The sequence below is a fragment of the Endozoicomonas euniceicola genome, from assembly GCF_025562755.1.
Lineage (GTDB): Bacteria > Pseudomonadota > Gammaproteobacteria > Pseudomonadales > Endozoicomonadaceae > Endozoicomonas_A > Endozoicomonas_A euniceicola.
In genome coordinates, this window is the sequence record NZ_CP103300.1 from 374856 (window position 1) to 389742 (window position 14887).

The 14887-nt window shown below is 50.0% G+C and carries 11 protein-coding genes; 3 read left to right on the forward strand and 8 right to left on the reverse strand.

Annotated features, from left to right (window positions below; genetic code table 11):
• The first annotated feature begins 39 nt into the window (after positions 1-39).
• Together NX720_RS01535 and NX720_RS01540 are read left to right on the forward strand one after the other, a co-directional pair.
• Positions 40-558 (forward strand): hypothetical protein, encoded by a 519-nt coding sequence (locus tag NX720_RS01535; RefSeq protein WP_262598939.1) that lies wholly within the window; start codon positions 40-42, stop codon positions 556-558.
• 23 nt (positions 559-581) lie between these two features.
• Positions 582-1157 (forward strand): Maf family protein, encoded by a 576-nt coding sequence (locus NX720_RS01540; protein ID WP_262598941.1) that lies wholly within the window; start codon positions 582-584, stop codon positions 1155-1157.
• A gap of 216 nt (positions 1158-1373) precedes the next feature.
• Here the strand turns inward: NX720_RS01540 and NX720_RS01545 are convergent, their stop codons facing one another.
• The 6 genes from NX720_RS01545 to rluC form a co-directional block, all read right to left on the reverse strand.
• Positions 1374-3041: a forkhead box protein gene (locus NX720_RS01545; RefSeq protein WP_262598942.1), complete on the reverse strand. Its 1668-nt coding sequence runs from the start codon at positions 3039-3041 to the stop codon at positions 1374-1376.
• Between the two features lie 228 nt (positions 3042-3269).
• On the reverse strand, positions 3270-3620 hold the full coding sequence (locus NX720_RS26900) for a WD40 repeat domain-containing protein (protein WP_404831038.1): 351 nt from the start codon (positions 3618-3620) through the stop codon (positions 3270-3272).
• Between the two features lie 86 nt (positions 3621-3706).
• Positions 3707-4987, reverse strand: coding sequence for an F-box/WD repeat-containing protein (locus NX720_RS01555; RefSeq protein WP_262598945.1), 1281 nt, complete (start codon positions 4985-4987; stop codon positions 3707-3709).
• Positions 4988-5204: 217 nt separating this feature from the next.
• Positions 5205-6191, reverse strand: coding sequence for a S49 family peptidase (locus tag NX720_RS01560; RefSeq protein WP_262598947.1), 987 nt, complete (start codon positions 6189-6191; stop codon positions 5205-5207).
• A gap of 57 nt (positions 6192-6248) precedes the next feature.
• Entirely contained in the window at positions 6249-6914 is a 666-nt protein-coding gene (locus tag NX720_RS01565) for an HAD family hydrolase (RefSeq protein ID WP_262598948.1), read from the reverse strand.
• Positions 6915-7006: 92 nt separating this feature from the next.
• Positions 7007-8020: a 23S rRNA pseudouridine(955/2504/2580) synthase RluC gene (gene rluC, locus NX720_RS01570; protein WP_262598949.1), complete on the reverse strand. Its 1014-nt coding sequence runs from the start codon at positions 8018-8020 to the stop codon at positions 7007-7009.
• A 670-nt stretch (positions 8021-8690) separates the two neighbouring features.
• Here rluC and rne point away from each other — a divergent pair.
• The gene (rne, locus tag NX720_RS01575) at positions 8691-11729 is read left to right on the forward strand and encodes a ribonuclease E (RefSeq protein ID WP_262601698.1); all 3039 of its coding nucleotides are present in this window, start codon (positions 8691-8693) and stop codon (positions 11727-11729) included.
• Between the two features lie 110 nt (positions 11730-11839).
• On the opposite strand, the gene NX720_RS01580 is transcribed toward rne, so the two are convergent.
• Both NX720_RS01580 and NX720_RS01585 read right to left on the reverse strand, forming a co-directional pair.
• Positions 11840-13288, reverse strand: coding sequence for a hypothetical protein (locus NX720_RS01580; RefSeq protein WP_262598950.1), 1449 nt, complete (start codon positions 13286-13288; stop codon positions 11840-11842).
• Between the two features lie 60 nt (positions 13289-13348).
• Positions 13349-14839, reverse strand: coding sequence for a L,D-transpeptidase family protein (locus tag NX720_RS01585; RefSeq protein ID WP_262598951.1), 1491 nt, complete (start codon positions 14837-14839; stop codon positions 13349-13351).
• Between the last annotated feature and the right edge of the window lie 48 nt (positions 14840-14887).

Here is a 14887-nt window from a genome sequence, read left to right on the forward strand (position 1 = left end):
CGCCCAGCCTAAGTACACAATCTGCTATTTGAAGTGATAATGATGAAGTACGAAAAGCTGCATGAGTTATTCGATCACCTGGCTGCTATCAAACCCATTGCACCGCAAATAAGTAATCAGCAAAAACCCGGAAACAGTCGTAATGTATTTTTACTGGAAAAAAGTGGCGAACATTATTTCCTGATGCCCAGCCCTTTATTTGAAGGACAGGATTCTCAAGCTACCAACCTGCAAATGCCCAATTTTTTTGGCTGTACTCTGCTCTATGCGATTCTGGCTGAATACCCTCAGCAAGTTATGGTAGGCCTGCCTTATAGGTTATCATTTGACCCCTCTCGCGGTACCAGTGACCAGTTTGTTGATGGACACAGCTCCATCACATTACTCCATGACGTTTTGTATGCGGGCGGTTTGACCTTTGAGGGTGACAGACTGGTTAAATGGTCAAACTTATCAGGACACTATAAGCCACCCCGATCAAGACACATGACTCAATTAACACCCAACGTAAAAAGACTTCTACCCGAAGCCTTGTTTCGTGGGTATTACAGAGATTAGAAAAATCAGACTGGACATCATTTATGAAACTACTCCTTGCCTCCGGCTCCCCCTACCGAAAACAGCTGCTGGAACGACTTGAGCTTGAGTTCTCTTGCCAGGCTCCGAACATTGATGAAACACCCCAGCCGGGAGAAACCGCTAAAGCTCTGGCCCTGAGACTCTCAGAAGCTAAAGCGCAGGCCCTGGCGGAAGACTACCCGAACTATCTGATCATCGCTTCTGACCAGGCAGCCCAACTGGGGCAAGCCATTCTGGGCAAACCCGGCACCCACCACCGCGCGATTGAGCAGCTAATGGCCTGCAGCAATCAGGCAGTCACCTTTTATACAGGTCTTTGCCTACTGAACACCAAAACAGGCAAACAGCAACTTGACTGCATACCTTTTACCGTTCATTTCAGACAACTCAACAGACAACAGGTTGAAAGCTATATAAAGAAGGAAGAACCACTGGATTGCGCCGGCAGCTTTAAATGCGAAGGGCTGGGCATCACCTTGTTCACAAAGATGAGCGGCGACGACCCTAACAGCCTGACCGGACTCCCACTTATACGATTAACCGATATGCTGTTGAATGAAGGCGTTAGCATTATTTGAGTAACGGAAGGGGAAGGGGAGAAACCGCCTTCCGCTGTTGGCTGTTGGCTGCATGAATAGCTCATAGACAGCAGCGGCATATTCTATGCCGATCTCCAGTCAGACTTGCAGATTGGGAAGAGTGCAACGCTTGCGCCCCCGGGTAACTCGCAACACGGGAGCTTAATGTTATTGACCGTGTCGGGAGTCACCCTGAAGGGCACAAGCACTTCGCTCTTACGAACCTGGGTCACGATCCTGGTAATAGCTCCCACCTGGATCCTGGTAATAGCTCCCACCTGGATCCTGGTAATAGCTCCCACCTGGATCCTGGTAATAGCTCCCACCTGGATCCTGGTAATAGCTCCCACCTGGATCCTGGAACGGCGGTGTTTCAGTCGGTTTTGGATCAACGGGCTGACGTGCAACTTCATCATTCCTGATATCGGGCGTATTGCAATGAGGAAATAAATTCTCAAAGGTGTAGTCCTGAATGGAGGGCGGGGGAAAGTGCTGATAGGGGAACGGGGTAAAGTCCCGATAGGGGAACGGGCTAAAGTCCTGAAGGGGGATCGGGGTAGGAGCGAGGACAAGCCACGGCGCATACGCTATAGCCAGCTGTTGCTCCTGCCGTTTTAACTTCCGACTTTTTGCAGATGTCCGGAGAGAGGGGTCATATGACCAGAAACCCGCACCACTCCGATCCATGGGAGGTTCACGTTTGAAAAAAGGATAATGGCTTAAGGTATGTCTGATCACATTCTCTTTTCTTTTTGTATCATAACGGACTCCTCGCATAAGTTGATGGTAAAGCCTGTAGATTTCACTCACCTTCAGCTTTTGTTCATGGCTGTCCTGGATAATATCTGCAAGACACTCAATCAGCGTTTTATTGTGCCAGGGATTTCTATCATCTCCCCCGGCACCACCACCACTACTACTGCCCCCCCCGCAACTAGCAGTATAATGTGCGCCTGTGTAACTATGCCCGGCTACGCTTCCCCCTCCACTGTTGTTACTGTTTTGGCTGGTGGCGGTGCCGGCGCTTGTCTTACCGTAACTGATAATGCCGCTTGAAGGGTGGTATGTATGGCAAAGATAGCCTGATGCGCTTTCAGAAATACCTACAACGAAAGGCTCGGCATTTGCCTGAAAGATAATACGATTATCCATACAGCCTCTGTGTGGATCAAAATCAGTGGGTGGCGAAAGTACTGTGATGTTATTCAGTTTGGCTGACGGGTGAATTCTCAGGCGGCTGCCTTTGTTTTCATCCATTACCAGAACGGCCTCTGGGTATCTGGTATAAGATAACGGCTCTCCTGACAGGACGGACGACCTGAAGCCTGTTTTCTGATCGCTGTCTGTACGGGCGCTTTCTATTCTGAAAAAAACAACAGGTTCATCAGGCTCTGGTTCCTGAAGAGAAGACTTGCCTACAAGGTTAACTTTGATATCAATACTGGCATCAAGAAAGTAAGCGCCTTCTATCTCGACAGTACAACCAGGGGGAGACGTATGTAATACATTAAGTAATTGTTCAGTATCTCCCTTTGGAACTTTAGAAAAGCACCCTTTCTGCTGCCTGTCCGGTAAATGGTTGAAAGGTCGTAATGAATTGTCAGGACTATTTTTGGTGCCTGAGTATTGAGAATTACCAGTGTTTATTGGCCAGAAGTTTGTATTTGTACGAAAGACCAGTGCAGCCATCGCAAAGGCAGCCATCTCCTTACGGACTGGCAAATAACTGGCTGACATTAGCTCTTGTGCAATCAGGCCTTGCGCGCAAAATACAAGTACAGAGAATGGCAGAACAAAATTCACCGTAAAGTATTTATTACGGGAAACAGAAAAAGAAAAAGTAGCAGGAAAAACATCTGATAGTTTGAATAGACGACTAAGCATAAGCACCCGCCCGCACAAGTAGTAATGCGAACTAATCGTAGACGATTGACAACCTTGCGTTACACTATTTTTTGATATGAATTCAGGTTAAATGAAGGCATTAACATTATTTAAGAGCAGCCATCAGTGAAAGGAGGGAAAAGCCCCTCCATCCATTGGCAGAAATGGATCATTAAAGGCCTTGTACTCACCCGATGTATCTGAGCATCTTCAAGTGCCTGCACAACATTATGAAATACAGCAACACCGGTCTTTCAGGGCTTTTAGAGGCGCTTTCAGGGTACCCCAAAATCTATCACTGCCACCCAATCCCCAGATTTGGGCGGTGCCATCTTCAGAGGTGGTCACAAGATGAGTTCCATCTGGGCTGAAGCTGGCACTAGCCAGAGCTTGATGACCATGCTGTATAACGCATTTTTTCTGCCATTGACCGCCAACAACCCCCCAGATTTGGGCGGTGCCATCTTTAGAGGCGGTCACAAGATGATTTCCACATGGGCTGAAGTTGGCATTTAGCACTCCCTTAGCATCAGGGCTGAACCAGGCATTTAGTAACCCTTTAGGGAAGCAGCAGAACATAATATACCGCTGTTGGCTGTTGGCTGTTGGCTGTTGGCGGTTGGCTGTATGAGCAGCTAATAGCCAAAAGCCAACAGCCCGGTAAGTTATTGAATGCTGCGCCCCTTAGAACGCCGGATAATGCGTTTTTCCTGCCATTGGCCATCAACCATCCCCCAGATTTGGACGGTGCCATCTTCAGAGGCGGTCACAAGGTGAGTTCCGTCGGGGCTGAAGTTGGCATCATTTACACGACCTCGACCATCAGGGTCAGCACCATCATGCTTGAATGTGCATTTTTCTTGCCATTTTCCGTCAACTAGCCCCCAGATTTTGACGGTACCATCCTCAGAGGCAGTCACAAGGTGAGTTCCGTCGGGGCTGAAGCTGGCAATACCTGGCCAACCACCATGCTTTATGGTGTCTACTTCCTGCCACTGCCCCTCAACTAGCGCAAAAATCAGGAAGGAACCATCAGTAGCACAACCCACAAGGTGAACTCCGTCGGGGCTTAAGCTGGCATCAACGAACCCGTAAGGACGATACACAAAGGTAGTTTCTTTCTGACATTGCCCGCCAACAAGCCTGCAGACTTTGACGGTGTTACCTTCAGAGACGGTCACCAGACGAGTTCTATCGGGACTGAAGCTGGCATTTAGCATACCCCCAAAATGCCGGATAGTGCATGTTTTCTGCCATTCCCCACCAACAAGCCCCCAGATTTGGGCAGTGCCATCTTCAGAGGCCGTCACAAGATGAGTCCCGCAGGGACTAAAGCTGGCATTTCGTAGCCCCCCAGAATGCTGGATAGTGTGTTTTTTCTGCCATTCCCCACCAACAACCCCCCAGATTTGAGCAGTGCCATCTTCAGAGGCCGTCACAAGATGAGTTCTGTCAGGGCTGAAGCTGGCATTTCGTACCCGCTTAGAATGCGGGATGGAGCATATGAGCCTGGAGGTAAAAGCCTCTGTTTTAGTCAATACTCTATCAGTGAAAAAAAACAACTCTTCAGTAAAGTGACTTTTTCCTTTACGCTTGTCCAGCTGCGCTATTGATTTTCTACCTTCCTCGCCAAAGCAATTCAAACGATTGCGAACGGTTAAGCGGTACAACTCCTCTGAGTTTGCCAAACGGTTGCGATATGGGTGGAAACGACGACAGTGGGCAAGAGACTTTATTGAGTTTGTTTCAATAGCATGCTTCCAATTGCTACAAGTCCGCTCAAAAGAACCTACGTCCCTGACCTCGACCGTGGAAAAGATTTTCTTTAAAATTTCAGGTGGTAAACTTGCTAAAGTTACTTCGTCACTCTTGCTTTCTTTAGTTTCAGATGCGTCATTAGAAGAGAAACCGGAGGGACAGCTAGCATGTCCTTGTACTGTATTCATATACATCTATACCTTTTTTAGTCGTCACTGCATGGTTTGACTTTTTGATGCCGGCTCTGCTTCAGACAACAACTAACAATCAGGTAAGAATACATAACAAAAAAATTCAGGAGGACAGCACTTGGCGTACTCCCCCTGAATTTTGAAAACAGGCTTTTAAGGGCAAACACTCTGACAGGAGAGGAAAGCTCCTTCCTTATTTACAACGACTCCTCAGTCACCGAAAGGTTACACCCTCAAGCCCCAGCGTTTTGATGATCACACCGCCGAAACTAACTCCCATATCTCTGGCAAATTTCTCCAGTGGCGACAGGCGGGCAGAAAAGTCGACAATGGTTTCATTACCCACTATTTCGCGGGCAACATACCCTGCACTACCCAGACCATCAACCAGCCCAAGCTCAACAGCGTTTTCACCTGTCCAGACCATGCCGGAGAAAATCACCTTGTCATCGGTGAGCCGATCACCGCGGCCGACTTTAACAGCGTTGATAAACTGATGATGAATGCTGTCCAGCGATTCCTGCCAGCGTGCTGTAGCTTCTTCATCCATTGGCTGAAATGGATCATTAAAGGCTTTGTACTCACCCGCTGTATAAGTACGGCGGGTAATTCCCAGTTTATCTATGGCTTCAACAAAACCAAAACCAGAAGAAACCACACCGATAGACCCCACAAGACTGGCTTTATCGGCATAAATTTCATCGGCGGCGGCAGCCACGTAATAACCGCCAGAAGCTCCAACATCCATAATCACGGAATACAGTGGCGTCTCGGGATACTTACCCCTTAGACGGCGAATTTCATCATAAATATAACCCGCCTGAACAGGACTCCCACCCGGACTGTTAATACGAAGAATAACGCCTTTGGTGCCGGGATCTTCAAAGGCAGCCCGCAACCCTCCCACAATAACGTCAGCACTGGCATCGTTACCATCAGCAATCACACCGCTAACATCCACTAACGCTGTGTGCCCACCAGAAGGCTCCATTACCGGAACATCAACACGAAAAGCGGAATAAAAAATACCCATCGTGACAAACAGCCAGGTAAAGGTCAGCAGCTTGAAAAAAACACCCCAGCGACGAGCCCGACGCTGTTCTTTCAAGGCACCTTCAGCCAGATTTTCAATCAACTTCCAGGCCTTACCATCATCCTTGTCGGACAGAACCGACTCAGACTCCTTCCAGTTATCTTCCATCTTTACTCCGGGGCTTAGCGCCCAACAACGATTATTTTTTTAATGCGTAGCTTACGTTCAGCTATGTTCAGCCAGGCTCACCCATTCGATCAGATCATCAAAGCTATCTGCGACAAAAACCGGATCATGGCTTAACAGCTTTTCTTTAGGCTGAGCACCATAGGTGACAGCCACCCGATCCATGCCCAGGTTTTCTGCCATTTTCAGGTCAAACCCGGCATCACCCACCATAAGCGCCTGCTCAACAGGAATATCCAACTCTTTGAGCAACTGTTCCAGCATTAACGGATCAGGTTTGGAACGCGTCTCATCAGCACAACGAGATGCCTGAAAATACTCCCGGTATTGGTTGGCCGTCATGGACCGGTTTAAACCATCCCGGCTCTTACCGGTTGCCACCGCCATGCTGACCCCCTGCTCACGCAGCACATTCAGTCCGTCAGTCACACCCGGAAACGGCGTAGAAGGCTGCTTTTCAAGCTGATTGTACTCTTCGCGATACTGCTTAATAAACTGCTGCAACTGTTCATCAGATAGTTCCGGATACAGCTTGCTAATCGCATTTGTCAGGCTCAAGCCAATAACACTTTTATAAGCTACCTCATCCAGCAGCGACAAGCCCATCTGCTCAGCTGCAACAACCAGGGAGCGGGTAATCGTCGGGATAGAATCAATCAGGGTTCCATCCCAGTCAAAAATAATTAACGAATAACGTTTATCCAATTTCTTTAATTCTCTACTTTTCTATAAGGCTGAGGGCTCTATCAGGCTGAGGGCTCTATCAGGCTGAGGGCTCTATCAGGCTGAGGGCTCTATCAGGCTGACGGTCCGTCGCGCTCAGTTCCAAGGGTTTCCAGAACGGCCTGCAAATCAGGCGACAGTGGTGCATCAACGGTCAAAGGCGCGCCATCAGGCAGTGTCAGCTTCAATCGCGCCGCATGCAGAAACAGTCGTCTCAGGCCAAAGTTCCGGTAGCGTTTATTGTCCTCATCCGTTCCGTACTTGTCATCACCCAAAATGGCACAACCAGCGTGCAGACAATGTACACGAATCTGGTGAGTACGTCCGGTAATGGGACTGGCTTCCACCAGGGTCGCGCTTTCACCGTGGTGGTTATATCGCTCCAGTACCTGATAACGGGTTCTGGATTTTTTACCGTCCAGATCAACCCGCACCATGCGCTCACCTGATTGCAGGGTGTTTTTTAACAGCGGCGCATTCACCAACACTTTGCGACTTGGCCAGCGACCAACCACCAGAGCGTTATAAATTTTACTGACCTTGTCTTCCTGAAACTGATTATGCAGATAACGCAACATACTGCGGCGCTTGGCGATCATCAGGCAGCCTGAGGTATCACGATCCAACCGGTGTACCAGCTCCAGACTGCGAGCGTCCGGGCGAATTTTACGCATTGCCTCAATCACGCCAAAATTGATACCACTGCCCCCATGAACAGCAATACCGGAAGGCTTGTTAATAATGATCAGCTGGTCGTCTTCATAAATAATGGAAGACTCCAGTTTTTCTGTAAGGCCTCCACCCACTATGACTTTATCTGTCTTTTCAGCCACACGGATGGGCGGAATACGCAGCACGTCACCATCCTGCAGGCGGTAAGCAGCCGTCACGCGTTTTTTATTTACCCGTACTTCACCTTTGCGAATAATCCGGTAAACACGGGTTTTCGGAACCCCTTTGAGCTCCCGAACCAGGTAGTTGTCAACACGCTGACCAGCATCATCAGCATCGATGCTGACCAGTCGTACTTTAGGGCGATCCACTTGTACAGAAGTCGAATCGCGGGAATCATTGAGTCGTCTGTCCATGGGCGCATCTTACCAGCTTTGGCTCATTTGAAGCACTTACAGATTACTGATATAGTTGAGTGACTGCCCTGCGCATAACCGAAAGGGCAGTTCGATTTACGAAGCCCAGGCAAGACCAGAGCTGAAAATAGCGGTCGCCGACTCAGGACATCACGGAATCACCATAAAGCTTCCCCGATGCCGGGTCGATGAAATACTTGGGACAGAAGTTAAGCCATGAGCAGACAATCCGACTTCATCACTTAAAGTAATAAAGTCGAATTTTCATGGTATAGAGCACGGCAAGAGCCGTGGAAAACATAAACAGAGCTACTCTCTGTCGAGCAACGCCCCCTGATTCCGGGCGTGAGGAAGGTCCCGGGACTGTCAGCGATTATTATCGGCTTTATTTATTTTGAAATGCCGAGTCATTCCCCGGTAAGAATTCCATTCCTGCGCCCAGTACTTGCCTGAACCAAGCACTTCGGGAAGTACTAATGTGCCATATCGTTACCCTCACAGACCACAGAAGTATTGCATACAGGTCTGGCGGTGTAAGTCTGATGGCAGTTAATAAAAACCGGTTTACTCCGCATCGTGTTAAGCCCGAGTGACAAACCGGAAAAGAAAGAGCGGGCCGTGCCGGCACGAGAGGCTAGCCTCTAAACCGTATCGGTACTCTATGAAGAGAATGTTAATCAACGCAACTCAATCGGAAGAGTTGCGTGTTGCACTGGTAGACGGACAGCGCCTGTATGATCTGGATATAGAATCAGGCGCCCGTGAGCAGAAAAAAGCCAACATCTACAAAGGCAAGATCACCCGTGTCGAGCCAAGCCTCGAAGCCGCTTTTGTTGACTTCGGCGCTGAACGTCATGGTTTCCTGCCCCTGAAAGAAATTTCACGGGAATATTTCAACTCATCCTATTCCGGTGGGCGTCCCAGCATTAAGGACGTCATCAAGGAAGGTCAGGAAGTCATTATCCAGGTGGATAAGGAAGAGCGCGGTAACAAAGGCGCTGCTCTGACCACACTGGTCAGCCTGGCTGGGCGCTACCTGGTTCTGATGCCAAACAACCCTCGCGCTGGCGGCATTTCCCGTCGTATTGAAGGTGATGAACGGGCGGAACTGCGTGAAACCCTGAGCCAGCTGAATATCCCTGCTGAAATGGGCGTCATTGTTCGCACCGCAGGCCTGGGCCGTAACCAGGAAGAACTGCAGTGGGATCTGGATTACCTGCTTCAGCTCTGGAGTTCCATCAAGGAGGCCGCCGAGCAGCCAGCCCCTCTGCTGATCTATCAGGAAAGCAACGTCATCATCCGTGCCATTCGCGACTACCTGCGTCAGGACATCGGCGAAGTACTGATCGATAAGCAGTCTGTCTATGACGAAGCCGTTACCTTCATCAAGCAGGTGATGCCGCAGTACGAGCATAAGATCAAGCTCTACAAAGACAGCATTCCACTGTTCAACCGCTTCCAGATCGAATCCCAGATTGAAACCGCCTTCCAGCGTGAAGTACGCCTGCCGTCCGGTGGTTCTATTGTTATCGATCCGACCGAAGCCCTGGTATCCATCGACATCAACTCTGCCCGGGCTACCCGTGGTGGCGATATCGAAGAAACGGCGCTGAACACCAACCTGGAAGCCGCTGACGAAATCGCCCGCCAACTGCGCCTGCGCGATATCGGCGGTCTGATCGTGATCGACTTTATCGACATGAGCCACAACCGCAACCAGCGCGAGGTGGAAAACCGTATCCGTCAGGCTCTGTCCATGGACCGCGCCAGGGTTCAGACTGGTCGCATCTCCCGCTTCGGCCTGCTGGAAATGTCCCGTCAGCGTCTGCGTCCATCTCTTGGTGAAACCAGTGGTGTTGTTTGCCCACGCTGCTCCGGACAAGGCACTATCCGGGATATCGAATCCCTGGCTCTGTCCATCCTGCGCCTGATGGAAGAAGAAGCCATGAAGGACAAGACCTCTGAAATCCGTGCCCAGGTACCGGTATCAGTGGCTGCCTTCCTGCTGAATGAAAAGCGCTCAATGATTGCCAAAATCGAGAAGCGCCACCAGGCCCGCGTTATTGTTATTCCAAACGCCAACCTCGACACGCCACACTACGACGTTCAGCGTCTGCGTGACGATCATGTTGCCGAGCACGTTGAAAGCAGTTATGAAATCCTGAAAGCAGAAGAAGCCGTAGAGCAGCCACTCACCACTGCCAAGTCCGCTTCTCGTCAGGAAGCCGCCGTCAAGACGGTTGCACCGGCACAGCCAGCCCCTGTAAAGCAGGAAAAGCCAGGCCTGATCCGCTCATTTGTTAAAGCACTGGGTGGCTTGTTTGGTTCGGAAAGCGCTGAAGAACAGCCAAAGAAAGCCGAGAGCCGTCAAAAACCTCAGTCTTCTTCCCGTCCCCAGCGTGAACGCCAGCAGCCTCAGCGCAGACAGCGTACCAGCCGCGACTATCGCGAAGGCAGGGACAATCGCGAAGCTCGTGACAGCCGTCGCGAACAGAGTGATGAACAGCGCCAGAACCGTAACGAACGTCGCCGTGGCGGTCGTCAGGATCGCACTGACTCTCGCAGCGAGCAGCGTAACGAGCAACGCAGCGAGCAGACCGACAAACGCCAGCCTCGCCAGAAGCAGGAGCGCCAGGAGAGTCGCAGCCATCGCCCGAAGCAGGAACGCTTCGACCGCGAAGAGCAGACTTCCCGCAAAGAAAGCCGGAGCGATGCCCGTACAAACGACAACCTGAGTCAGGAAACTGAGCAGCAGGGTGAAGACAACCGCCGCCGTCGTCGTCCGGGTTCTGCCCAGCGTCGTCGCAGCAACCGTCCAACTCAGCGCGATCGCGGTGCACAGGACCAGCCAACGCTGCCGTCTCTGTCCAGGCCCCAGGAGTCTAAGCCGCAAGAACCCAAAGTAGAGACTAAGCCAGCCGCTGCCCAGGAACTCAAGCCTGCTCCGGAAGCTAAGCCGACTCCCGAAGCAACAACTGAGACACTAAAAGAGCGTAAGCCTGCACCTCAGCCAGTTGCGAAAGCTGCACCTGCAGAAGCACAGCCAACGCAGAAACCGCAGCCACCAAAGCCTGAGTTACAGACTTCAACAGAAGCAGCAAAAGCAGAGAAACCTGCCATCGCCATGCCTGCAAGCAAGGCAACTGATTCAGCAGAAAAAGCTAAAGCTGCTGCAGACATGCGCAGTGAAGCACCTGAATCTGCCAACCGGGAACCGCGTATGACTGAAATGGCCAAAGCGGTAGCGGCCAGCCATCAGCCCACGATCCCGGTAGAGAGTGCTCCGGTCTCAACTCCGGCTGATTTCTCTCAGCCTGAAGCCCAGGCCGATCAGACGTTCAGTGATGCGGTAGAGCAGCTGCAAAATGCCCTGACTCAGCTGACTGAAAAGCCTGAGGAATCCAGTACTGAAACCGCTCCGGTTGCAAAACCAGCTGTTGAAAAACCAGCAGAAGCTGCGATTCAGCAGAAGCCTGTGAAACCGGTGACTCAGGAAACAGCACCCGCCGCTGAACGGGAGACTGCAACACCTGCTCCAGACGTATCTGAACCTCAGGCTCAGGAAAGCTCTACTGAAGGCCAGAAACCTGTTCGCCGCCGTCGTCGCAGTCGCGCTATGAACGACCCTCGACTGAAGCGACAGCAGCAGACCACGGAAGCCGGTCAGCCAACAGCGCAGACTGACTCCGAGACAGAAGCTTCCCGGTAAACTCTGTTAGTCTGAAACCAAAAAGGGCTGTTTGAGAAACAAACAGCCCTTTTCAGCAAATGACTCTAAAAGCAATGCACTAACAAGTTTTTTAGCAATTCAAGGAGAATTTACCAGGCATCACAATCGCTATCGCTATCGGGCATGTTTTGAATATAATAGAGTGAATCTGCTTCCTCGCACTCAAGCCTTTGCCGCTCTTCTTCCTCACGCTCAAGCCTTTGCCGCTCTTCTTCCTCGCGCTCAAGCCTTTGCCACTCTTCTTCCTCGCGCTGTTGTCTTGCTCGCTTTTCAGCTTCCTGAAGTCTGCGGTTCAGCTCGAACTCAGCTGTCGAACGGCTCACTGGCATCACTGAAGTGGGGACACTGCCACCACCTGGTTTTACCGGAAAGAGTAATTGAGGACCTTTAACATTGCGTTTACGCAGATCCGGAAACTCCGGCGAAGGCATCTTCCCCTTCGGTGGATACTCATCCTCATTAGCTCCGTCTCTTGCTGCCGACTCCTTACTACCAACCGATGCAGGAAGGCCTTTTAAATAAACATCAAGGCAGAGCAATAATGAGCTCAAGAGTGGAAGCCCACCAAACACAACAGCAGCCACCTTCAAATTATGATACTGATCATTCTCTGAAGATTTTTTATCTACCGGGTTTAATCTGGTTCTTGATGCCGTGATCTTGTCAGGTTTTTTCACAGGCCTTTTTACAGGCTTTTCGTGGGAGGCCGCAACACGAGGAAAATAGCCAGCCAAAACTTTTTGGATAGATTTATGATCCTTTGCTGCCTTATTAGTTGTATCGGGTTTAAAGGTATACCAGAGGGTCTTATCCGGGTTTTTCGTAAAAGTATCTATAAAGTATTGACGGTAATGACTAAATGGAGGTTCATGGCCACTGCCTTCTTTTTCAGAATGAAACCTCCGGTTTACGTTTCTCATTGCCCTGGGCTTCCAGAATATTTCATGCAGTTCCGTCAGAATATAAGCGATTTGGTCGGCCAGCTGTTTATGAGTAGATGGTTCGTCTGGATAATGAGCGAAACTGTGGTCAACCGCTTTTACAACCAACTCCCTTAATGACTCTTCTCTGTCCTTAGCATTAAAAGCATCAAATACCCGGTCGTTTCTGTTATAGAGCCATGTGGCTTCCTGAGCCTCCGCTATCACCCGAACATAGAGATGATCCGCCAGAAGGTGGGGCTGTCCCCCCAGGTGGTAACCATTGTTATTCCAGTAATCATCAAAGCCTGACATTACCAGATTAATCAAAGCTGTCCTTCGTGCGCCCCTGTTTGTATTAAAGGCGTTAACCGTTAAACCCTGCTGGTCATAAGCTTTGTGAATATACTCCATTTGGCTGATAAGAAATCTCTTATTTTCACTGGCAAAAACAATACCCAGATAGCGTTCTGATATATGTCTTTTAGCATCCCGAACCCCTTTCTCCTTATCAGTAAGCGTCACCCCAAAGCAGTTGCCAGAGATAAGGAAAATCGCCATCAGCAATCCGGTTGTTATTTTACGTATAGAAAATTCTTCAGCGATAACACAGTCCATTTATTAAACTTCCCAAAAAATAAAAATGTAGACTATCGCTTTGGATGAAAGTTCCGCTGGCTAAAACTTCGCCAGAAGCGCATCATCCAACCGGTAAATATCTTCCCGAAAACGCACCCGACCATTTTTCTCTGGCCAGGCGGTGAAATAAGCAAAATACAGGGGGACTTTCTTATGGAGTTTCAACCTGCTGGTATCACCCAGTTGCTGCAAAGCTCGCACACGGCTCGTCATGCCCTGGCTGGCAAGAATACTGTTGATCAGTTCATCAATATTTTCCACCCTGGTACAGCCAGAGCTGAAAGTGCGTACCGTTTTGTTGAATAACTCAGGCTTATGGGTATCGTGAAGATAAACGCTAAAGCGATTAGGTGAATCCAGCTTATAACGCCCAAGGCGATTCACTTTACCCGGCTTCTGTTCCAACCGATAAGGAAAAGACTGACGGCTCAGGCTGCGCCAGTTAACCTTATCAGGATTAACCTCTCTGGCGTTGCTTTCCCAGCCGGAATAGACGGTAAACCCCTCTCGCTCCAGAAAGGACGAATCCTGTTTAGCCTTGCGCAGAAGACTGGTCGAAGCAATTGACGCAGGCACCCGCCAGGGTGGATTAATGGTAATACTCTCTATTTCATCCTGAAAGACTGGCGTCTGTCTGGATGGCAACCCAACAATCGCTTTAAATTTCTGCTGCTGGTAACGACCTGTCATCCAGAACACCCGAAATCCGGCAATATCCACCCAGACTCTCGGATAAGGCAATGTTCTCGGTAGCCAGCGCAAACGTTCCAGATTGATCCGCAGGGTTTTAATCCGCTCTAACGTCATGGCAATCAGCGCCTGTCGCGTTCTGGGGCCGAGCTTGCCATCTACCGTCAACCGAAACCTCTTCTGTATTTTACTGACTGCTGACTGATGCCTGCCGGAATAGACATTGGCAGGCAAACCATCAGCCAGATCAAGATCTTTTAACCACTGATTCAACTGCCAGATAGAAGCATGACGATCTCCCTTTTCCAACACCCTATCATCAGGGAACTGTTGCAGGGCATTATCCAGCCACCAGCGCAACTGTTTAAGGTGCTGTTTGAGTAGTTTGTATTCAGGCAGTGCCGGCTCAACCAGACTCAGGTTGTCGTTATCAAGATGGTTTTCCAGAGAAGCGAGGACAGGCTGATCCGAAATACGCCACCCCGGTTGATAGACACGCTTGTCCAGCATGCCCGCATCAAGGGCTACAGCAAACTGTCGGGCAATAACACGAATATTTCGGGGAGAAGGGTCCGCTGCCAGTTGCAGCCAATTCTGTTCAGGCAGACTGATGCCATGCTGGGAAGCCGTTCCAAGCCACTGAATAAGCTGCTGCCCCTTACCGGAACTGACGGAGCGATTCACAGGCTCATCAGCAATATCTGAGGTAAGCGATATTGACTGGTCAGGCAGTTCAAGCCAACCAGCGGCCTGCACACTATTAAAAAACACCGAACAGAAAAACAGCAGACTGACAAACAGCAACAACAGGAAAGGACGACAAACTCTGAAGACGAACATGAGGAACCCTTTTAAACAGTAATGCGTTCAAAGCCCTGATGCTTAAAA